This window comes from Paenibacillus sp. sg306046 (assembly GCF_059821225.1).
The window spans coordinates 143,021-163,318 of sequence record NZ_JCAMRT010000012.1 but is presented as its reverse complement, the minus strand read 5'-3'; the positions used below and the strand labels follow the sequence as shown (position 1 = coordinate 163,318).

At 54.4% G+C, this 20,298-nt stretch carries 19 protein-coding genes and 1 riboswitch; of the genes, 6 read left to right on the top strand and 13 right to left on the bottom strand.

The window, feature by feature from the left end; genetic code table 11:
- Window position 1: 1 nt before the first annotated feature.
- Window positions 2-1,765 (bottom strand): succinate dehydrogenase flavoprotein subunit, encoded by a 1,764-nt coding sequence (sdhA, locus tag AC6ROY_RS14415; RefSeq protein WP_500101238.1) that lies wholly within the window; start codon window positions 1,763-1,765, stop codon window positions 2-4.
- A 16-nt stretch (window positions 1,766-1,781) separates the two neighbouring features.
- On the bottom strand, window positions 1,782-2,438 hold the full coding sequence (locus tag AC6ROY_RS14410) for a succinate dehydrogenase cytochrome b558 subunit (protein ID WP_500101237.1): 657 nt from the start codon (window positions 2,436-2,438) through the stop codon (window positions 1,782-1,784).
- Window positions 2,439-2,710: 272 nt separating this feature from the next.
- On the opposite strand from AC6ROY_RS14410, the gene AC6ROY_RS14405 reads away from it, so the two are divergent.
- Entirely contained in the window at window positions 2,711-3,628 is a 918-nt protein-coding gene (locus AC6ROY_RS14405; RefSeq protein ID WP_500101236.1) for a LysR family transcriptional regulator, read from the top strand.
- 29 nt (window positions 3,629-3,657) lie between these two features.
- On the opposite strand, the gene AC6ROY_RS14400 is transcribed toward AC6ROY_RS14405, so the two are convergent.
- Window positions 3,658-4,320, bottom strand: a complete 663-nt coding sequence (locus AC6ROY_RS14400) for a potassium channel family protein (protein WP_500101235.1) — start codon at window positions 4,318-4,320, stop codon at window positions 3,658-3,660.
- 15 nt (window positions 4,321-4,335) lie between these two features.
- Window positions 4,336-5,712 (bottom strand): TrkH family potassium uptake protein, encoded by a 1,377-nt coding sequence (locus AC6ROY_RS14395; RefSeq protein ID WP_500101234.1) that lies wholly within the window; start codon window positions 5,710-5,712, stop codon window positions 4,336-4,338.
- Window positions 5,713-5,779: 67 nt separating this feature from the next.
- Window positions 5,780-5,952: riboswitch (cyclic di-AMP (ydaO/yuaA leader) on the bottom strand.
- A gap of 288 nt (window positions 5,953-6,240) precedes the next feature.
- Here AC6ROY_RS14395 and AC6ROY_RS14390 point away from each other — a divergent pair.
- Entirely contained in the window at window positions 6,241-7,866 is a 1,626-nt protein-coding gene (locus AC6ROY_RS14390; protein ID WP_500101233.1) for a CPBP family intramembrane glutamic endopeptidase, read from the top strand.
- Window positions 7,867-8,197: 331 nt separating this feature from the next.
- Here AC6ROY_RS14390 and AC6ROY_RS14385 read toward each other — a convergent pair whose 3' ends face one another.
- The 3 genes from AC6ROY_RS14385 to trxA form a co-directional block, all read right to left on the bottom strand.
- Complete coding sequence (locus AC6ROY_RS14385; protein ID WP_500101232.1) at window positions 8,198-8,656, bottom strand: RelB antitoxin-like protein; 459 nt, start codon at window positions 8,654-8,656, stop codon at window positions 8,198-8,200.
- A 163-nt stretch (window positions 8,657-8,819) separates the two neighbouring features.
- A complete protein-coding gene (uvrC, locus tag AC6ROY_RS14380) occupies window positions 8,820-11,024 on the bottom strand; it encodes an excinuclease ABC subunit UvrC (protein ID WP_500101231.1) in 2,205 nt (734 codons plus the stop codon).
- Window positions 11,025-11,115: 91 nt separating this feature from the next.
- A complete protein-coding gene (gene trxA / locus AC6ROY_RS14375) occupies window positions 11,116-11,433 on the bottom strand; it encodes a thioredoxin (RefSeq protein ID WP_500101230.1) in 318 nt (105 codons plus the stop codon).
- A 274-nt stretch (window positions 11,434-11,707) separates the two neighbouring features.
- Between trxA and AC6ROY_RS14370 the strand changes: the two genes are divergently transcribed.
- Window positions 11,708-11,857 (top strand): YqzM family protein, encoded by a 150-nt coding sequence (locus tag AC6ROY_RS14370; RefSeq protein ID WP_500101229.1) that lies wholly within the window; start codon window positions 11,708-11,710, stop codon window positions 11,855-11,857.
- Window positions 11,858-12,094: 237 nt separating this feature from the next.
- Here the strand turns inward: AC6ROY_RS14370 and dnaI are convergent, their stop codons facing one another.
- The 3 genes from dnaI to AC6ROY_RS14355 form a co-directional block, all read right to left on the bottom strand.
- Window positions 12,095-13,060: a primosomal protein DnaI gene (dnaI, locus tag AC6ROY_RS14365; RefSeq protein WP_500101258.1), complete on the bottom strand. Its 966-nt coding sequence runs from the start codon at window positions 13,058-13,060 to the stop codon at window positions 12,095-12,097.
- A 177-nt stretch (window positions 13,061-13,237) separates the two neighbouring features.
- The gene (locus AC6ROY_RS14360; protein WP_500101228.1) at window positions 13,238-14,758 is read right to left on the bottom strand and encodes a replication initiation and membrane attachment family protein; all 1,521 of its coding nucleotides are present in this window, start codon (window positions 14,756-14,758) and stop codon (window positions 13,238-13,240) included.
- A gap of 111 nt (window positions 14,759-14,869) precedes the next feature.
- Complete coding sequence (locus tag AC6ROY_RS14355) at window positions 14,870-15,154, bottom strand: YuiB family protein (RefSeq protein WP_500101227.1); 285 nt, start codon at window positions 15,152-15,154, stop codon at window positions 14,870-14,872.
- A gap of 261 nt (window positions 15,155-15,415) precedes the next feature.
- Between AC6ROY_RS14355 and hemQ the strand changes: the two genes are divergently transcribed.
- Window positions 15,416-16,162, top strand: a complete 747-nt coding sequence (hemQ, locus tag AC6ROY_RS14350) for a hydrogen peroxide-dependent heme synthase (RefSeq protein ID WP_500101226.1) — start codon at window positions 15,416-15,418, stop codon at window positions 16,160-16,162.
- Between the two features lie 241 nt (window positions 16,163-16,403).
- On the opposite strand, the gene AC6ROY_RS14345 is transcribed toward hemQ, so the two are convergent.
- On the bottom strand, window positions 16,404-16,676 hold the full coding sequence (locus AC6ROY_RS14345) for a hypothetical protein (RefSeq protein WP_500101225.1): 273 nt from the start codon (window positions 16,674-16,676) through the stop codon (window positions 16,404-16,406).
- Between the two features lie 3 nt (window positions 16,677-16,679).
- Window positions 16,680-17,870: an NAD(P)/FAD-dependent oxidoreductase gene (locus tag AC6ROY_RS14340; protein ID WP_500101224.1), complete on the bottom strand. Its 1,191-nt coding sequence runs from the start codon at window positions 17,868-17,870 to the stop codon at window positions 16,680-16,682.
- 424 nt (window positions 17,871-18,294) lie between these two features.
- On the opposite strand from AC6ROY_RS14340, the gene AC6ROY_RS14335 reads away from it, so the two are divergent.
- The gene (locus tag AC6ROY_RS14335) at window positions 18,295-19,284 is read left to right on the top strand and encodes an NAD(P)/FAD-dependent oxidoreductase (RefSeq protein ID WP_500101222.1); all 990 of its coding nucleotides are present in this window, start codon (window positions 18,295-18,297) and stop codon (window positions 19,282-19,284) included.
- 180 nt (window positions 19,285-19,464) lie between these two features.
- On the opposite strand, the gene AC6ROY_RS14330 is transcribed toward AC6ROY_RS14335, so the two are convergent.
- Window positions 19,465-19,620, bottom strand: coding sequence for a sporulation histidine kinase inhibitor Sda (locus AC6ROY_RS14330; protein ID WP_500101221.1), 156 nt, complete (start codon window positions 19,618-19,620; stop codon window positions 19,465-19,467).
- A 308-nt stretch (window positions 19,621-19,928) separates the two neighbouring features.
- Here AC6ROY_RS14330 and AC6ROY_RS14325 point away from each other — a divergent pair, with 308 nt between their 5' ends.
- A complete protein-coding gene (locus AC6ROY_RS14325; RefSeq protein WP_500101220.1) occupies window positions 19,929-20,255 on the top strand; it encodes an SPW repeat domain-containing protein in 327 nt (108 codons plus the stop codon).
- The last annotated feature ends 43 nt before the right edge of the window (window positions 20,256-20,298 follow it).

Below are 20,298 nucleotides of genomic sequence, written 5' to 3'. Positions count from 1 at the left end.
ATTAATTTCCTCCCTTCTTCTTCTTGTCGGTCGTGTAGTCGCGTTTACGCGGCGCAATCAGGGAAACGTCGATATCTTCATAGGAAATTTTCGGGCCTTCAGCCGTCCAAGTCGCTTTTGTCGTCTTCATAAACTCGTCGTCATTACGATCCGGGAACTCCGGCTTGTAGTGCGCGCCGCGGCTTTCGTTGCGGAGCAAGCCGCCAAGCGTCATCGCATGGGCAAGCTCCAGCATGTTCCACAGCTGACGCGTGTAAGCGACGCCCGGATTGTTGTAACGCGCCGAGTCATTGATGTTGATGTTTTTATAGCGCTGCTTCAGCTCGTTGATCTTGTCGATCGTTTCCTGCAGCCCTTTGTTGTAGCGCACAACCGTCATCTGGTTGGTCATCCACTCGCCGAGCTCTTTACCGAGCACATACGCGTTTTCGGTTCCGTTCATCGACAGAACGCTGTTGTACTTCTCCGTGTGCAGCTTCGCGTAACGGTCGAATACGGACGACGAAATATCATCCACGTGCTTGTCCAGACCCTTGATGTACTCGATGGCTTTCGGACCTGCGACCATACCGCCGTAGATCGCGGACAACAGCGAGTTCGCGCCAAGACGGTTCGCGCCGTGGTACTGGTACTCGCACTCGCCTGCTGCAAACAAACCCGGAATGTTCGTCATCTGGTTGTAGTCCACCCACATGCCGCCCATCGAGTAGTGAACCGCCGGGAAAATTTTCATCGGAATTTTACGCGGGTCGTCGCCCATAAATTTCTCGTAAATTTCGATGATGCCGCCGAGCTTGACGTCCAGCTCCTTCGGATCTTTATGCGACAGGTCGAGGTAAACCATGTTTTCGCCGTTCACGCCGAGCTTCATATCCACGCACACGCTGAAAATTTCACGCGTCGCGATATCCCGCGGCACAAGGTTGCCGTAAGCCGGATATTTATCCTCAAGGAAATACCAAGGCTTGCCGTCTCTGTACGTCCAGACGCGTCCGCCTTCGCCGCGCGCCGATTCACTCATCAGGCGAAGCTTGTCGTCGCCCGGAATCGCCGTCGGGTGAATCTGAATAAACTCGCCGTTCGCATAATGAACGCCTTGCTGGTATACGGCGCTCGCCGCCGTACCCGTGTTGATGACCGAGTTCGTCGTCTTGCCGAAAATAATGCCGGGGCCGCCGGTCGCCAAAATAACCGCATCCGCCGCAAACGTATTAACTTCCATGCTGCGCAGGTCTTGTCCGGCGATGCCGCGGCATACGCCGTCATCATCGAGAACGGCACCCAGAAACTCCCAGTGCTCGTATTTCTTAACGAGACCGGCGGTCTCCCAGCGGCGCACTTGCTCGTCGAGCGCATACAGCAGCTGTTGGCCCGTCGTCGCGCCGGCAAACGCTGTCCGGGAATGCTTCGTCCCGCCGAAGCGACGGAAATCAAGCAAGCCTTCCGGCGTCCGGTTAAACATAACGCCCATCCGGTCCATCAAGTGAATAATGCCAGGCGCTGCTTCACACATCGCTTTGACCGGAGGCTGATTCGCAAGGAAGTCGCCGCCATATACCGTATCATCAAAATGCTCCCAGGGAGAATCGCCCTCGCCTTTTGTATTAACGGCGCCGTTGATGCCCCCTTGAGCACAGACAGAGTGAGAACGTTTCACAGGAACCAGTGAGAACAAATCCACATGTGTTCCGGCTTCCGCAGCTTTAATCGTGGCCATCAAGCCCGCCAGACCTCCGCCGACTACAATAACTTTCGAATTCGCCATGATGGTATGCTCCCCCTTAACCTTTCGTCAAAGACGTGACTTGCTGGAACGCAGGGTCCAGGAACGCCGTCAATGACATAATGAACATCACGGTCATGATCACAAACACGCCCATCCATACAACCGTGGATACCTTCTGCGCACGCGGACCGATCGTGATTCCCCAGCTAACGAGAAACGCCCACATACCGTTGCTGAAGTGGAAAGTTGCCGCAACAACTCCGATGACATAAAAAACGAAATAAACCGGATTGGACGCAATCTGATGCATATGCGAGCCGATCGCCATCTGATCTACAGTGCCGATCGCAATCTGGAAGCGTGTTTGGAAAAAGTGCCAAGCCACAAAAATAAACGTAACAACTCCGGTTACGCGCTGCAGGAAAAACATCTGATTGCGGAAATAGCCGTAATTGCTGACATTGTTGCGGGCGGTATAAGCGACATACAAGCCGTAAATCGCGTGATACGCCAGCGGAATCCAGATTCCGAAAATTTCGAGCGCCAGTACGAGCGGCAAGCTATGCAGCCATTCGACGTGCTCAAGAAAGCTTACAGGCCCGCCCTTCGCTGCCGAATAGTTCGTCAGCAGGTGCTCGATCAGAAAAAAACCGACCGGAATGACACCGAGCAAGGAATGAAGCTTTCGTGAAAAGTACGAGTTTTTGAACATTTCCTTTCGTTCCCCCCTAAATTAGTAGGCTAGCCACGGCCTTCTTAAAAACCACTACTCATTGTACTCCCGACGCCTGAGAGCGTCAACAAAAAACGCTAAGCCTATTTTCCATGATTCGACAGTCTTTTATACCATTCGCGGTGCGTTTTGTGAACAATCCGTGACACTACCATACTACTCCTGTTTCGCTTATAATGGAAGTGCGGATTTCTTATAATCACTTATAACCTGTATGCATATATGGAACTTGTCAAGGAGGCGGCTCACAGATGGAGTTGTTCGGTACTTTCGTTACGGTGGTGCAGCAGCAAAGCCTGAACAAGGCTTCCCAGGTGCTGAACATCTCGCAGCCCGCGCTGTCGCGCAAAATGATGAAGCTGGAGGAGGAGCTTGGCGTCGAATTGTTTCGCCGCAAGGGAAAACGGCTGGAGCTGACGCGCGCCGGGGAAATATGCTACGAATATGCGCTCGACCAGCAGCGGCTGGAACGCAAGCTGCAGCAATCGCTGCGCAGCTTCAAGACAAATACGAAGCCCGCCAGCCTCGTGATCGGCGCCAGCCTGACGACGCTCCAATCGACGCTGCCCGATCTGGTGACCATTTACGCCCGCGCGCATCCGCTGACCGATATCAAGGCGCTGACCGGCAAGACGCATGAGATGGTGCCGTTTGTTAAGGAGAAAAAGGTCGATGTCGGCCTCGTCGCGTCGAAAATTGACGACCCCGGACTCATCTGCCTGCCGCTGTTCGACGATCCGCTCTGCCTCGTGCTGCCCGCCGACCATCCGTATGTGGACCGTTCCGAGCTGACGATTGCGGAGCTGCATGAGCTGCCGATGATTTTGTTCTCGCGCGGCACCTGGTACCGGGTGCTGATGGACGAGATGTTTCACCGGTGCGGCGTCCATCCCGATGTGAAAATGGAGATCGACTCGTTCGAGGCGATCATTCGTCTGGCCGCCACCTGTCAGACGGCCACCCTGCTGCCGGAGTCCTACCTGCGCCATACGCTGGTGGAAAATAACGGCCTGATCGTCCGCTTTATCCCCGAGCTGGAGCAAACAAAAAGAACGACCTCGCTCCTGTATACGGAGGAGGCCGCCCTGGAGCCGCCGATTCGGCTGTTTATTGAGCTGGCGGTCAAGCACTGCCAGCAGCGGCAGCGGGCGACGCCCGGTTCAGGCTGAATCCGGCGGCAAAAGCGCGCCGGCCCCGCTTAGCGGATAACGGCCTTCTCGAAGTGGTCGATCTGATCATTTGTGCCGATGATGACCATCACGTCCTTCTCCTCCACCGAATCGGTCGCCGTCGGGGCGATAATGACGCCTTCCTTCTTATTAATAGCAACGATGCTGCAGCCGTATTTGGCCCGCGTGTCGAGATCCTTGAGCGTCCGCCCGTTCAGACAGCGCGGCACGGTCAGCTCGGCAATCGTATATTCGCTGGACAGCTCGATATAATCGAGCAAGTTCGGCGAAACGAGCTGATGCGCCACCCGAACGCCCATATCGCGTTCCGGGAAAATGACGCGATCGACGCCGATCTTGTCCAGCACCTTGCCATGCAGCTCGGACAGCGCTTTGGCTACGACCATCTTCGTCCCGGTATCCTTGAGCAAAATCGTCGTTAAAATGCTCGCCTGGATATCGTCGCCGATGGACACAACCACACAGTCAAAGTTACGCAGACCTAGCGACCGAATCACGTCCTCGTCCGTCGAATCGGCTACGACTACATGGGTTAGCTCATCACTCAGCGCCTCAACCGCTTCCTCATCCTTATCAATGCCCATAACCTCATAGCCAAGCTTGATCAGCTCTTTGGCCAAACTGGAGCCGAATCGGCCCAAACCGATGACTGCATATTGACTGCGTTTCATCCTGTGTCTTTTCCCCTATCCGATGGTGATTTTCCCTTCCGGGTATCTGTACAGCTCTTTCTCGGCTTTGGGCGTGAGCGCATAAGCAAGCGTCAGCAATCCCAGACGGCCGGCAAACATCGTAAACGCAATCAGCACCTTGCCGAAGCTTGACAGCTCGGGCGTCAGTCCCATACTGAGCCCGACCGTGCCGAATGCCGAGACAACCTCGAACAAAATCATCAGGAAGCTGTGATCCTCCGTCGTCGACAGCAGCATCGTCACCGTCATCACCAGAAACAACGCCAGCATCGTCAGCGTGATCGCCTTCAAAATCCGGTCTTTGCCGAGACGGTACCGGAATAACACGATGTCCTCCTTGCCCCGAATCATCGCCATCATGGCTCCGACAAGCACTGTAAACGTCGTCGTCTTCACTCCGCCGCCCGTTGAGCCGGGCGAAGCTCCAATAAACATCAGAATGATGATGAAAAACTGGGTCGCCTGGCGCAGCCCGGCTATATCGACGGTATTGGCGCCAGCGGTCCGCGGCGATACGGATTGAAAGAAGGAGGCCAGCAGCTTGCCGTCCCAGCCGAGTGGCCCAAGCGTTCGCGTATTGGAATATTCGAACATAAAAATGACGACGGCGCCAAGCGCGATCAGCAGACCGCTTGCCGACAGCACCACCTTGGAGTGCAGCGACAGCTTATGCTTTTGCCTGAACGACCTTTTCCTCAGCTCCAGCAAATCCGACAACACGACAAACCCGAGTCCTCCCAGCACAATAAGCGCCATCGACACGACATTTACCGTGACATCAGCGGCGTATGCAGTCAAACCGGAAAACGGTCCCGTCACCGGGCCGAATAAATCAAAGCCCGCATTATTAAAAAACGAAATGGCGTGAAACACACCGTAGCCGATCCCCCGGACCAGTCCGAGGTCAAACGACCAACGGATCGCCAGCACGACCGCGGCCGCCACTTCGATCGTCAGCGAATAAATCAGCACCTTGCGAATCAGACGTATGATGCCTTCCATGCTGCCCTGATTCATCGCTTCCTGCAGGATCAGCCGCTCCTTGAGCGAAATCCGCTTCTTAAGCATAAATGCAAACAAGGTTGACATCGTCATAAAGCCGAGACCTCCGACCTGGATCAGCACGGCGATGACCACTTTGCCGAACAACGACCAGTGCAGCCCGGTATCCACCACGACAAGTCCGGTGACACAGGTCGCCGAGGTTGCCGTAAACAACGCATCAAGCAGCGGCGTCGGATTGCCGTCGGCCGCCGAGACAGGCAGCATAAGCAGCACCGTACCCAGCAAGACGATCGCGGCAAAGCCGGCTACAAGAATTTGCGGCGGCGTCAGTTCGAATTTTTTCACGGCGTGAGCGTTTTTTTTCATCTCATGGGGCACCTCATTACCGTTTGTGAACAACAAAAAAAGCACGGGAAACCCAGTGCTGTGTACAAGGTTCCTGCATACAAGCCTACGAGGTTAGCTGTCGGATTCGGATGTACAGGCACCCTATCCATGCCCCGCAGCCTGACGGCCGGGCACGGAATTCACCCCAAGTTTCATGGTTCCCCCGTTTTCAATGCGCGATGCAAAAGCGGCATCTTTGAAATTCGGCTTTGCGATTCAATTCATATGAATTATAAGCGGGTTTGAACAGAAGTACAAAGCTGTTTTTCCCCTTTGTACGCGAATAAAGCGAGTCCGCAGTATATGTAAGCGATCCCATACGGTCGGCGCTTGCGCTCGCTTGTTTTTTCCGGTTCTTACGCGTGTTATCATACAATTATCAGCAAGCATGGATGAGCTGTGCTGCGAATACAATACAAATGCAGGCTGATCAGGCCCACCAGCAACGGCTACATGATGAGTCTGTGCCGGACTCGGCCTAATTTTGAACCGGACAAGGAGTGCGCCATGCCAACCTTTCAGCACCGCCCCCCGCTGCTGCTCGCCCTTATCGGGCTGCTGCTTTATTTCGGCTTGTCCTATGCCGCTCCGTTGTTCGACAAGCGTCCCTCCGAAAACGCGAAACCGCCGGCCGGTCCTGCAATCAGCAAGCAGGCCGCCGTGGAGGCGGCCGCCGCCTTCATCGACCGCCGCTTCGGCCTGTCGCAGACGTACACCGCCCATACGCTGTTCCAGTCGTCGATGTCGCGCAGCGGATACTTGCAGCAGGCGAAGCTGGCTGAGGAATACCAAGCCCGATTCGCGGCGCGCTTCCCGCTCGATTTTTACGAGGTGGAAATTCAGGATGGCGCAGCGACGTATTATGCGGGCGTAAATTTCACGACCGGCAGCTTGCTGAGCTTCAGCGCATACAAAGCGCCCACTGCCCGCACCGAAACGCTGCCAACGCTGGAAAGCAGCCCGGAGGCTGCCGCCGAGCAAGCGGTGCGCGACATGGGCTTCGACCTAGCAGGCTTCACGCAGCGTAACAGGAGCAACCCGGCGGGCGAAGCGGTGCTTGTCTTCGTCAGCAAAACGGAGCGAATCGGCGAAGCGCCGCTGGAGCTGCAGCTGCAAATCGCTGGCGGGAAGGTCATCGCCTTCCGCCCGGTATTTCCGCCGCCGGACAGCTTCCTGAGCTGGCAGGAGCAGCAGGATGACATGTCCGGCTTGCTGACCCGCATCAGCTTGCTTGCTTCGCTGGCTATGGCGCTGGCCGCGCTCTTTATCGTCATCCGTCAGCGGCGGCAAATTACGTTTACCCGCGGGCTTGTGCTCGCGCTTGTTTTTCTCGCCTTGTACGTACTGAACAATTTCAATATGCTGCCTGCGTTCCGCACGACTCATGGAAGCGGCCCGTCAGATCTTAACGCTATCCTTTATTTATGGATCATCAACATTTATGTCACGCTGATGGCCGTCTCGACGTATTTCGCGATGCTCGCGGGCGGCCGGCTGATGCAAAACAGCGGCAAACGTCCATGGCCGGTCTGGAGGGACGACGACTTTGGCGCGCAAGCCAAGCAATCCATGCAGGACGGCTATGTCATAGGCCTGTTTATACTCGGCGTCCAGCAGATGCTGTTTGTGTCCGCCTCGGCCGTATTCGACGTGTGGGCGGTGAATGATCCGTCCGACTCCGTCTACAACATGAGGCAGCCGGCGCTGTTCCCGCTGCTTGCCTGGTCGGCAGCCATTTCGGAGGAGGCAATTTACCGGCTGCTCGGCGTATCGCTGTTGCTGCGGTTGACCCGCAGCCCGGCTGTAGCCGTCTTGATCCCCAGCGTCATCTGGGCGATGAGCCACACGCAATACCCGATTTATCCGGTGTATACACGGCTGATCGAAGTCACCGTGATCGGCGTCATCTTCGGGTATGTGTTTCTCCGTTACGGCTTTCTGACGGCCGTCTTCGCCCATGCGTCGATGGACAGCATTTTGATGGGACTGTCGCTGGTATACGACGGGAACACGCTGCAAGCGGCCACAGGCTTCGCGTATTTCCTTGTCCCGGCGGCTGTCGGCTTGCTGCTCAGCAAGCTGCACGGACGGCTGCGCCGCCCGCCGTCGCTGCCCGTAGCGCGGCTTCCTTAAAGCAAGCGCCACGCTGCTGGCTCAGCGGCAGCCTGGCCGCTGGCTCAGCGGCAAGACGCATCGCAAACAACCCGAGCCATCGGCAGCGCTGCTGACCGTTGATTCGGGTATTCACATAAAGACACTTCGCACTGGCAAGATCCCTCTACTATTTCAGACGGTTATACTCATCTCGGATAATACCGAGTTGCTTCTTTATAATTCTTTCCAGCAACCCTTTTCCGATGTCGCCTGTCCCCTTAGATACTACGGTTCTTCGAATGGTCCCGTCTGGTTCTGTCTTTTCGTATATTTTATCTCCGCCAGTCTCTTTGACCTGGTATAACCATTCTTATTGAGCCAACGCTCTTGGTCTCTCCAACTTGGCATAATATCCGTGTAACAAGCGTGTAACGGATTCAATGTCGTCTTCAAGCAAGACACGAACGATATATGGCGCATGAACCTTCGTATTGGGGGCATGAAAATACTTCGGGTAGTCTGCGATATAGTCTGTAGCGTAATCAACTAATTGGCGTGATAAGTTCAAGCGAAGCTCTTCCAGGGAGGAACCATCGGCAACAATAAAATCAATCTCTTCAATGCTACCGACATAACGACCATCCACATCTTGTTCAAATTCAAAGTTTAACTCGTAAACACCAAGAAAAAAACGCATATGCTCCCACGAAGTAGCAACAATAAGGTCACGATTTCTTCGAATCGCCTGCGGCTTCTCGCGGACGACAGTATCAATAAAACTGCCCATATTAGCACGAACCTGCGTAGCTAGTAAAGCTTCCATCATCATCCCTCCTTACCTCCAATCATATAACACAGCGAGTAAAATGTACGTAATGTACAAAGTGTACATACTGCGCATTTTTAATATTCTATTTATGTCCTGCTTGGAGTATGTCTAATCGTCAAGACTTCACCATGTCTATGAGGAACAGCTTTTAATAAAGAACGCCTCAAGCATCCCCAGCATGCGTCTGGGTCTCCTCATCCCCGTTCAGCTCGGCCAAAATATGCGCCGCCAGCTTTTCGCCGATTCCGAGCGGCTTGAAGTCTGCGACGGACGCTTCCCTGATTTTTTTCAGCGAGCCGAAATGCTTGAGCAGCGCCTTGCGCCGCTTTTCTCCGATGCCGCTGATCGAATCCAGCGTTGAGACAGTCATCGACTTGGCCCGCGTCTCGCGGTGGAACGTGATCGCGAAGCGGTGCACCTCGTCCTGAATCCGCTGCAGCAAGTAAAACTCCTGACTGTCGCGCGGCAGCGGCACTACCTCGGCGGGATCACCCATCAGCAGCTGTGCCGTCTTATGCTTCGCATCCTTCACCAGGCCGCAGACGGGCAAAAACAAGCCCAGCTCATTTTCCAGCACATCCACCGCCGCGGCCAGATGTCCCCGTCCGCCGTCGATGACGATCAGATCGGGCAGACGCAGCCCTTCCTTGAGCACGCGCTCGTACCGCCTGCGCACGACCTCGCGCATCGTTTCATAATCGTCCGGGCCTTGCACCGTCTTGATCTTGTACTTGCGGTACTCCTTGCGGTCCGGCTTGCCGTCCGTAAAGACAACCATCGCCGATACCGGATCGGAGCCTTGGATATTCGAGTTATCAAACGCCTCGATCCGGTGAATCGTCCCGGTGCCCAAATAACTGCCGAGGTTTTCCACTGCCTGGACCGTCCGCTCCGCATCGCGTTCGATCAGCTTAAACTTTTCGTTAAGCGCCACGCGGGCATTATCGCCCGCCATTTCCACCATGTTTTTTTTCAACCCGCGGCGAGGCATGTGCACGCGTACCTTCAGCCAGCTTTCCAGCGCTTCCTTGACATCGGACTTCACCTCAGCCAGCCCTCCATCATTCGCGGTATCGGCTGTAGTCGATCCGGCAAGCTCCACCGCCGCACGCTCGTCGGCTGCCGCAACTGCTTCATAAGCAGCAGCAGACTCGGCGATCAGACCGGATACGGCTGCCGTGTCTCCAACTGCTGTATCCGCACGGACGGACTCGGACTCCAAGTCCGAGTTCGCTTCCGGCCCGCCAGCTGCCCCGGATCCCGGCGCCACTTCTTGCGCGTGATCCGCTGCTCCAACCGGCTCGACCGGCTCCATGCCTGCTGTCCCGGCTGCGAGTGCGGGCGCACGGCCGCCTGCGGGTGCGGCTTCGCTATCCTCCGCCTGCCCCCCGGCGCTGATCGGCAAAAAAATCTCCTTGGGCAGCGCCGGATTATCACTGTAATACTGGGTAACAAATGAAATAAAGTCGTCATACGCCTGCCCGTAATACGGGAACATCGTTGCGTGCCGTTCAATCAGCTTGCCTTGGCGCATGTACAAAATTTGCACGCACATCCAGCCCTTATCGACGGCAAAGCCAAATACGTCCCGGTCCATTTTGTCGGCCGTCGTAATTTTCTGCTTCTCCATCACCGCGTCGATATGCACGATCTGGTCGCGCATTTCCTTCGCCCGCTCAAAGTTCAGCTCCTCTGCGGCCTCGTGCATTTTTCGGGTAAGCTCAGCCTTGATCTCATCATGCCCGCCGTTCAGAAATCGCGTAATTTCGCCAACCATCTTGTCGTACGTTTCTTGCGCGATTTCGTATTCACAGGGCGCAATGCATTGGCCGAGGTGATAATACAAACATACCTTGTCGGGCAGCGTATTGCATTTGCGCAGCGGATACAGCCGGTCCAGCAGCTTTTTTGTTTCCTGCGCCGCATAGGCATTCGGGTACGGGCCGAAATATTTACCCTTATCCTTGAACACCCGCCGCGTCACCTCAAGCTTCGGATGCGCTTCATGCGTAATTTTAATATAAGGAAAAGACTTGTCGTCCTTCAACAGCACATTGTAGCGCGGCACATGCTTTTTGATCAGGTTGCACTCCAGAATGAGCGCTTCCATATTGCTGGCCGTCACGATATATTCGAAGTCCACTATCTCGCTGACGAGCAGCTGGGTTTTGGCCGTATGGCTGCCGGTGAAATACGTCCGCAGACGGTTGCGCAGCACCTTCGCCTTGCCGACATAGATGATCGTGCCTTCCTTGTTTTTCATCAAATAACAGCCAGGCAGCTCCGGCACCAGCGACAGCTTCGTCTTGATCGCCTCACGCCGTTTTTTCCGGTCCTCCTGGCTCATCCCCCCGTTCGAAACGGTCATGTCGTTCCCCTCCCCCGCAAACAGCAAAAAAGCTCTTTTCCAGCATAGCAGAAAAAGAGCTTTTTCTCATCTGTCCTAGACGAACCGGCATTTATTGGTGACGGCTGATGACGTTTTTCAACGCGTCCTTGGACTGGAAGCCAACGATTTTGTCAACTGGCTGTCCGTCCTTGAACACGATCAAGGTTGGAATGCTCATCACGCCGAAACGGGATGCGGACTCCGGATTGTCATCGACGTTTACTTTGGCAATTTTGACATTGTCGCCGATTTCTTTATCCAACTCCTCAAGAACTGGAGCGATCATTTTGCAAGGACCACACCAAGGCGCCCAGAAATCTACAAGAACTGTACCGGAGCCTTCAACTTCACCGGTAAACGATTGATCACTTACGTTAACGATAGCCATGGAAACATTCTCCTCTCGAACAGGTAGTTACAACAGGTCAAGTATACCATATTGAACCGAGTTTTCAACCGAAGCGCGGTTTGCACGAAGGTAACCGCTTACCGTCCGGCTTGCGATTTGCACAATTGTCATTTTCGCTCCTTTACAACAATCTGCGAAGTTGGGTATACTAGCTCTATACGCTTACGATATGCTGCCAGACGTGTGCGGCTGCGTGTTTCCGGTTAAACCGGAAACACGCAGCCGCTGCACGAAGCGATAAGGAGGAACTGTTATGAGTAACGATGCCAGACATCCGGAATTGCACGTGTATGAGGAACAACGGCATGACTTAATTGACGTAGGACTGGGCTTTGGCGTTTTTTTTGGCGTTCTGCTCGTCATCGCAGTCGCGGCAACGGTCATTTCGCTGCTTGTCAAGTAATCGGCTTCCCCGCTGCGCGCAGCGGACAAACAAGCACATACAAAAAAACTGAGCCTCCCGAAAGCGGAAGCTCAGTTTTTTTGTATGTGCTCCGGCAAGCGGATGCCAGAGAAGCGACACTTCGCCGTCTGCCGGACGTTGTGCAGCGTAGTTTAGCTGATTACGCCAAGTCGGGCGGCCTCCGCCGTCTGTTCTCGCAAGCAGGCCGGGCGGCGACTCAGCCGGGTATGCTCATGCTCAGCCCTGGCGCCCCTTCCCCCGCTTGTTGTAGCCTGTCACCTCGACTACGTCCACAAACGGACGGATACGGTCCATAATCCGCCTGCCTTTAAACTCCTCGTCGCCGTCCTTGCTGGTGAAGCTGAAATGCTGCTCCAGCGCGTCCAGCTCATAGTTCGAGGTGAAGAAGGTCGGCTTGCGATTCATCCGGTAGTTCAAAATCGCCCCCATCACATGATCTCGCAGCCACGGATTCAGGTTCTCCGCACCGATATCGTCAAATACAAGCAGGTCCGTTTCCTTCAGCGCGTCGATCGTTTCCTTGAGCTTGAGCGGGTCCTGAAACATGGATTTCAGATCCTCGGCAAAGTCCGGCATATACACAATCGCGCCCGTATAACCATCCTTCGCCAGCTCATAGAGCAAATAACACATGAGAAACGTTTTGCCGGTGCCGAGCTGCCCGCTGACGTACAGCCCTTCATGCGGCAGCCCTTCCTGCCGTACCTTGAGAATAAAATCAAACACCTGCTGAACGGCAAGCTCCCGCTCCTCGTCCTTCTCCAAAATCTCGATGGAGGAATACCCGTGCGACAACGCCCGTTCATCGACATAAAAGCTGCGAATGCGGCTGCGCACCGCATCCTGCGCCGCCTGCGCGATAAACTTCTTACAGGCAACCTTATGATCGTACACCCTCGTCCAATCTTCGCCCGGCTCGATCCGCAGCATCGTATAATGCCCTTCCATATCGTTCGGGCACTTATCGAGCCCCGGACAGCTGCTGCAGCTCCCATGCTCGCGTACATATTGATGCAGCTTGTTTAAGTTCAGCTTGATCGTCTGCCGGTCCAGCTCCGGATGCTTCTGCCGCAGCTTTACAATAAGCGGGTCAGCCGCGATCTCACGCGCCTTTTCCTCCGCCTGCTGCAGCAGCTTGCGGCCGGATACGCCGCCGCGCAGCAAATCTCCCAGCGATTCCATCGTCATTCCTCGCAGCACCTCCTTGTGAAGCGCATCGTCCCGCCCCGTCATTCAGGCAAGCGCCGGCAGAACCAGGCTCGTGAACCGGCCCGGCATCAAGCCAGGGCAAGCGCCGTCTGCAGCACTGTCGGTTGTCCGAACGAAAACCGTTCCGCCAATGTGCGCCGCCACGCTGCACTACGCCTTGCCGTCCAGCAGCCTGGCCTTGCGGCGCAGCTCCTCGCGTTCGGCCTCCGACACGGTCCGGGCCGGCTTGGTCCCCTCCTGCACAACCGGGATGGCCGGCTTCTGCCGCCCGCCGCCACGCGTGCTGCGTCCAGCGGAAGAGCCGTTGAAAGCGGACGCGGGCTTGGACGCACGCGCCTTCTTTTCGCTATATTCCATCTGCTCCCGCACATACCCGACCGCCTGCTCGAAGGTGCCGACCTGCTTGCCCAGCATATCGGTAACGATGGCTTCCATATATTTTTTAGACCATGAACGTTTCGTAATATAAATAAAATGAATAAGGACATTAATGACTTCCTCGCGCAGCCCGTAATTCAGCTCCACGCGCGACAGCGTATCTAACAGGCCGTCCGGTACCGTCCCGCGCGAGAAAATTTTCTCCAACAGAAACGTATACGGCTCATTCCGCAAAATGTAGTTGTACTGGTGCTGGTTGCACTCGCCCTGGAACAGATCGGGCACGTCGAGATAATACGACATCTCCACCGGCTTATCTGTCCCTTGTCCTGCCTGAGCGCCGCTCCGGCTTTCGCCAGAAGCAGCCTCTCTGCCGCCGCCGGATTGCTTGCCGAGCAGCCGGACGCGATCCTCACTCCGTTTCTTGTCCTGACGGAATACCTGGTTCGCCCGATGCTGCAGCAGCTCCAGCACAAGTCTGCCTTCTTCGTCAAATACGCCGTCCTCGTCCAACAGCTTGCACACATCCGTTAAATACAAGCCGTATTTCTTCGCTACATAATTCAAGGTCGCCAACTGCTCCTGCTCGTACTTCAAGCTCTCCACAAATTCGCGATTCAGCGAATCATGCGGGAAACGGATAATGATTTCGGCATAGGTGAACCCCTTGTTCACCACCTCCGGCTTACGCTCGTCGACAAGTGTCGCGGCCGACTCAAAAAACGCCTGCTCCAGCTCCGGGTCCACCTCCGCACTGAGCCTGAACAGCTCATAAAACGGCACCGACAAATTTTCCGTATTGGACCGCTTCAGCTCGTCCGCCTCCGGCACGATCAGCTCGTCTCGCAATGCAAAAATCGCATATTTTCCGATTTTGTCGCGCAGCAGCAGCGTCAGATGATGGTTTTTGAAAAACTCGCGCGGCGTCAGCGGCTCAAACAATTCGTATTCATACACATAGTCCTCCGATGCGGCGGCGAATCGGCGCGACGTGCGCAGCAGTCCGACAGCCTCCAGCTTGGACGTCTGCTCGATAAACCATTTGCGTCCGCGCTCGCCCGCCTCCAGCTCCATCGCAAGAAACAGCTTGCGCTGCTGTTCAATCTCGGAGCAGCCCGTCTTGTCCCCCGGAAGCTGGTGGTACAACGTATGGTACAAGCTCACCGCGTAAGCGCCGACCATCGGCTGGTACATGGCCGTCAGCATCTTGTAATCCAGACTGCTCAGCGCAAAGTCACGCACGACTACAAAGCGGTGATACTCCGAAAAATGCAACATATTGGTCATTCTCAAAACGTTCCCAACCCCATCCTCGTTCCCAAGTGTTATTCTCCATTTTAGCACAGCCTTCGACAACGTTGTAGAAGAAAAAGAAGGCTGCGTCCTTTCATGGACGAGCCTTCCCTAAAACATCTTATAGCCCTTGGAGCGTAAAGCTTTGATCGTCGAGCCGCTCAGCACGGCGCCAATCAGTCCGCCGACAGCCGGCACATAGTCAAATACCGAATATTCCGCAATATTTTCGCCCAGCGAGCCTGTTCCCCAGCCCCAGTAGATCACCAGAAAGATCACAAGCGCAATGTATCCGTATATAGGGAACCATGTCGTTTTCATCAGCATGTTCAAAATAAACCCAAGCCCGAAAAACAGCACAAACAGCAGCACCGTCACAATCATCAATTGCAGCAAAGCGGACAACTCCTTTTGACAGTCTCTCTTACTATTATAATCAAATCCGGCCGACGGTAAAGTGTGCGCTTTCGCGGCTTGTGAACACTTTGTCACTATTGGCTTCCCTTACGGCCAAATCAGCGCGATTCCTCGAAGCCGCGAGTTGCCCTGACACGTTTCTTTAGCTACAATGAAACAAGTCAAGCTGTAATTAAGCAGCAGGCGACAAGCCGGGCTACACCCGTCTCGCGACGCTGCGAACCAAGGGAGAGAAAAACGATGAGTGAAGCCGTACATACGCTGGAGGGCTGGTACAGCCTGCATGATTTCCGCGCGATTGACTGGAACGCTTGGAGAAGCCTGAGCGCCCAGGAGCGGGGCCGCGCAGAGGATGAGCTGCTGTCGCTGCTCAAGCAATACCAGGCAACCGAGGACCAGAAGCTTGGCAGCACCGCTTTTTATTCGGTTGTTGGTCAGAAGGCCGACTTCGTCTTTATGCATTTGCGTGAAACGCTGGAGGAACTGAACGAGCTAGAAACGGCGTTTAACAAAACGCTGTTCGCCCAGGTGACCATTCCGACTTATTCCTACATATCGGTTGTCGAGCTCGGCGGGTATATGGCCAAGCCAGGCACAGATCCGATGCAGGACCCGGATATTTTGGCGCGCCTGAAGCCAATTTTGCCTAAGGCCAACCATATTTGTTTCTACCCGATGAACAAGCGCCGCGACGGCCAGGACAACTGGTACATGCTCAGCACGGACGAGCGCCGCACCTTTATGCGCGGACACGGGACGATTGGCCGCACGTATGCAGGCAAGGTGAAGCAAATTATCGGCGGCTCGATCGGGCTGGACGACTGGGAATGGGGCGTAACGCTGTTCGCCGACGATGCGCTGCAATTCAAGAAAATCGTGACCGAAATGCGCTTCGACGAAACAAGCGCCCGCTTCGGCGACTTTGGCGACTTCTACGTCGGCAACCTGCTTGACGCGGACAAGACAGCCAGCCTTCTCAAGCTATAAGCAGCGTTGTCATGCAGCAGTTGGGCCGGCGTAAGCGGCCGTGTCATGCTGCGGCTAGCCCGCCTGTAAGCCGCCGCGACGCTGCAACTGCTGCTCCATCAGTACTCGCTTGCGCCAGTGCGCATAAGACAAGGGTTGTCCCGGGAGCGCTCGCGTCCTTGGGACAACCCAAAAATGACCTCAGCTTCCACCGTAAAGTGGAAAGAGAGGTCATTTTTTTATGGAAATCCCTTCAGAACGCTTAATCCTCGTCTTCCTCCGCAAGCCTGGCGAGCTCCTGCTCCAGCGCTTTTTGCCGCAAATATTGCTCCGTATCGCGGTCACGCTGACGTGACTGTTCCTTCAGCCGCTCGATAGCCGGCATAATCAAAATGTCGATTTCCTTCTGAACCGGAGCGACCAGATCGTAACGCTGCTGCTCCTCCAGAAAGTGGCCGACTTCGATCAAGGCGTTATACCGGTCCAGCTCCTCCCGGGTCAGCAACCCGCGCACCTGCACGCTGCAATGACGCATAGCCTAGAAACGACCTTTCTTCAGCACCAGCGGGATACCGCCGATTGTATATAAATAACGGACATCAATAATTTTTTTCATCACAGCCGCCACGCCGCCCTTAATTTTACGGGAGCCGACGATACCGATCGCTTCCCCGCGGCCGAGCGAGGCAACGGTGCCCTTTGGCTTATATTCGAACCTTTTCAGCTCCGAATTGCGAATCTGCGACACCAGATTGTGCGCGCACACATCAGCCTGCTGCATCGAAATTTGTGCAGTCGGCGGATAAGGACGTCCCTCCGGGTTCATGACGATCGAACAGTCGCCGAGCACGTAAATGTTTTCGTGACCCGGAATGCGCAGCGTGTCGTCCACCTTGATCCGGCCGCGCATCGTTTCGAAGCCCGCTTCATCGAGCATGCGATTGCCGCGGATACCGCCAGTCCAGATGACCGTCGAGGAACGAATTTCCTCGCCTGTCGCCAGAACGACGCCTTCCGGCGTACATTCCTTGATCGCGGTTGCGATTTTGAAGGTCACGCCTTTATTCGTCAATACGTTCATCGCGTAATCAACCAGCTCCGGATCAAAGCCCGGCAAAGCCGTCGGCGCCGCTTCCACATTATAAATATTCACGACGGACGGGTCCACGTCGAATTCCTTGCACAGCTCCGGAATACGGTCCGCCAGCTCGCCCACAAATTCGATTCCGGTAAAGCCGGCGCCGCCGACGATAAAGGTCAAATAATCGGTGCGCCCAGGCTCGCGCTTGAACTTCGCGAACTGGTATTCAATGTGCTCGCGGATAAAACGTACGCTGTTAATGGAACGAATGTTCATCGCGTGCTCTTTCAAGCCCGGGATGCCAAATGTTTCCGGCTCGCCGCCAAGACCAATTACCAGATAGTCATACGACAATGTGCCTTCTTCCAAAATTACTTTTTTCTCCTGGGGGCGGATCTGAACCACGGTCGATTTGACAAAGTCGATTTTGAACTCGTCAATCAGCTTGAGAATGTTCACCCGCGCATTCTCCGGATTGTCCGTTCCCGCAGCCGGCATATGAAGATGAGTGGTGATGTAATGATAATCATGTTTATTGACAAGCGTAACGTCCGCCTCGTTATAATTCAGCTCTTTTTGCAGCCGGATCGCCGTTACAATCCCGCCATAACCGGCACCCAAAATCACAATTCTTGGAATTCGACTCATGATCTATCCCTTCCATCCTAGGTAGTTTTTCTATTTTGTGTTGTAGGTATTTCCAAAAATATTTGTGAAATTTTACACAATCTATATCGAAACCAAGTTTATCTTTATTCAGTTAAGGTTATTATAGGTTAGTGTGGGCAGCCCACGGAAAAAATATCAAGTGTCCGGGTACATCCCGTAAAAGCGCAGAAAAGACCAATTCTTAAAAAATGATATAATGTTACGTGTGAAATAGCAAGTGTTATTTTCATTACAAAAAGCACACAAATATGTCAATATCATTTCGAAAAGTGAAAGGGATATGAAAAAATTATGAACGCAACCAACTTTTAATTGATAATTATTCTCTTTCGTATTTTCATGCGTGAAACGTGCGTTTATAATAGAATGGATTCATAACCGTACCGGAGGTGCTTTTATTTTCATGAGTAACGAAATTGTAGACATTATTGTCATCGGCGGCGGCCCTGCCGGGATGTTCGCTTCATTTTACGGCGGTATGCGCCAGGCTTCCGTCAAGCTGATCGAAAGTATGCCCCAGCTCGGCGGGCAGCTCGCAGCGCTTTACCCGGAAAAATACATCTATGATGTAGCCGGCTTCCCGAAAGTAACGGCTCAGGAACTGGTCAACAACCTGGACGCCCAGATGAAGCACTTCAAGGACATCAACATTTGCCTGGAAGAAAAAGTGCTGAAGGTTGAGAAAAAGGACGAGCGTCTGTTTGAAGTTACGACGGACAAAGGCGTACACCAGTCCAAAGCCGTCATTATCACGGGCGGCGTAGGCGCGTTCGAGCCAAGAAGACTGGAGCTGCCGGAAGCGGCTCAATACGAGAAGAAAAACCTGCACTACTTCGTCAGCGACCTGCACAAATTCAAAGACCAGAAGGTACTTATCAGCGGCGGCGGCGACTCCGCAGTGGACTGGGCGCTTATGCTGGAGCCGATCGCTAAGGAAGTGACGCTGATTCACCGCCGCGATAAGTTCCGCGCACACGAGCACAGTGTAGAAAACCTGATGAACTCCAAGGTTAACATTTTGACGCCTACGGAAATTGTGTCGCTGCATGGCGATGATCACATTTCCTCCGTTGTGCTGAATAACATCAAAACCGGCGAGCAAACCGTCGTTGATGTCAACGCAGTCATCGTCAACTTTGGCTTCGTCTCCTCCCTCGGCCCGATTGGCGAATGGGGACTGCAAATCGAAAATGGCTCGATCGTCGTCGACTCCCGCATGGAGACGAACATTCCGGGCATTTTCGCAGCCGGCGACATTACGACGTATCCGGGCAAGCTCAAGCTGATTGCTGTCGGCTTCGGCGAAGCTCCAACTGCGATCAACAATGCCAAGGTTTACATCGACCCGACGGCCAAGCTGTCCCCTGGACATAGCTCGAACCTGAAGATGTAGATGCATCACCTTCCGAACAGCCCGTTGCCGCTTAGCCGGCGGCGGGCTGTTTGCTTTGCGTTCAGCCGACCTCAGGTTCCCGAGCGTGCCACGCTCCGATCTTCCAGCCTTCGCCTTACCTCTATGTCCTCCTAGCAACAGCAGCTTGACTCCGCGCCTGCGCAAAAAAAAAAGCGCAAGTCAACTGACCTGCGCACCGCCATTCCGAAAGAAGTTTACATCAAGCTGACGACGATTGATCTCTTCTAGCAATAGTTGGACAAATTCTGCTTCAAGTTTAAGCTCCAGCGCCTTAAAGTACGAATCCACCAAAATCTCATCATTGATCAATTTCACAGGTCATCACCTTACTTCATTCAAAGTAAAGTTATATTACCATGCCGCGAAATCTAGAACAAGCGTTCTGTTATCCACATTCGCTTGTGCACAACCTGTGTGCAGCATGTTAATAACCACTGCGGATTGCCTGTCACGTTGGGACGAAGATGTGGACAAGGTTATACACAGCGTCCAACCTATGCCCAGGCAATAAAAAAATTTAATCAACTTCGACGCTTTTTTGCAATCGCTTGCATATTTTATAACAGGGGCATCGTCCCGTGCTTGCCGCCCCTCCTACTTTGTGGAAAGGATGGTGAGATCGGATGGCCTTGTATAATGGACTTGCCGCCTGTCTCGGCCTGTTTTTCGCCTCATCCCCCTGGTGGGGGTCGTTCGCCGACAATCAAACGGCCCTCTGGACCAGCATTGCGCTCGGACTGCTTCAGTTTTTCGCCTCCATCTCCGCACGCAGCCGCCACGGCTGGGCCTCCGGCCACAATTGGCTGTCGCTGCTGTGCGGTATCGGCTTGATTATATTCCCGTTTGCCTTTCATCTCGGCTGGTCGGTGACCTTGCTCGGCGCCGTGATCGGCTATGCAACGGTCATGCTTAATTACGCGGCGATGAACGCGCCGCCCCCGTCCCGCTGATGCGGTCTTGCACGCAGGGCAATCGCTTAAGACAAAGCTGCGA

Excerpts from the sequence above, each read along its gene's own strand:
- AC6ROY_RS14400 (WP_500101235.1), bottom strand. The coding sequence starts at position 4,320 with ATGAAACGCAGTCAATATGCAGTCATCGGTTTGGGCCGATTCGGCTCC.
- trxA (WP_500101230.1), bottom strand. The coding sequence starts at position 11,433 with ATGGCTATCGTTAACGTAAGTGATCAATCGTTTACCGGTGAAGTTGAA.
- AC6ROY_RS14345 (WP_500101225.1), bottom strand. The coding sequence starts at position 16,676 with ATGCGTCATTGCAGCGTGCAGGTGCGCGGGTTGCTGACCCGGGAGGAG.
- AC6ROY_RS14385 (WP_500101232.1), bottom strand. The coding sequence starts at position 8,656 with ATGATGATGGAAGCTTTACTAGCTACGCAGGTTCGTGCTAATATGGGC.
- AC6ROY_RS14405 (WP_500101236.1), top strand. The coding sequence starts at position 2,711 with ATGGAGTTGTTCGGTACTTTCGTTACGGTGGTGCAGCAGCAAAGCCTG.
- hemQ (WP_500101226.1), top strand. The coding sequence starts at position 15,416 with ATGAGTGAAGCCGTACATACGCTGGAGGGCTGGTACAGCCTGCATGAT.
- AC6ROY_RS14335 (WP_500101222.1), top strand. The coding sequence starts at position 18,295 with ATGAGTAACGAAATTGTAGACATTATTGTCATCGGCGGCGGCCCTGCC.
- AC6ROY_RS14340 (WP_500101224.1), bottom strand. The coding sequence starts at position 17,870 with ATGAGTCGAATTCCAAGAATTGTGATTTTGGGTGCCGGTTATGGCGGG.
- AC6ROY_RS14325 (WP_500101220.1), top strand. The coding sequence starts at position 19,929 with ATGGCCTTGTATAATGGACTTGCCGCCTGTCTCGGCCTGTTTTTCGCC.
- AC6ROY_RS14370 (WP_500101229.1), top strand. The coding sequence starts at position 11,708 with ATGAGTAACGATGCCAGACATCCGGAATTGCACGTGTATGAGGAACAA.
- AC6ROY_RS14410 (WP_500101237.1), bottom strand. The coding sequence starts at position 2,438 with ATGTTCAAAAACTCGTACTTTTCACGAAAGCTTCATTCCTTGCTCGGT.
- uvrC (WP_500101231.1), bottom strand. The coding sequence starts at position 11,024 with ATGACCGTTTCGAACGGGGGGATGAGCCAGGAGGACCGGAAAAAACGG.
- sdhA (WP_500101238.1), bottom strand. The coding sequence starts at position 1,765 with ATGGCGAATTCGAAAGTTATTGTAGTCGGCGGAGGTCTGGCGGGCTTG.
- AC6ROY_RS14395 (WP_500101234.1), bottom strand. The coding sequence starts at position 5,712 with ATGAAAAAAAACGCTCACGCCGTGAAAAAATTCGAACTGACGCCGCCG.
- dnaI (WP_500101258.1), bottom strand. The coding sequence starts at position 13,060 with ATGGAATCGCTGGGAGATTTGCTGCGCGGCGGCGTATCCGGCCGCAAG.
- AC6ROY_RS14390 (WP_500101233.1), top strand. The coding sequence starts at position 6,241 with ATGCCAACCTTTCAGCACCGCCCCCCGCTGCTGCTCGCCCTTATCGGG.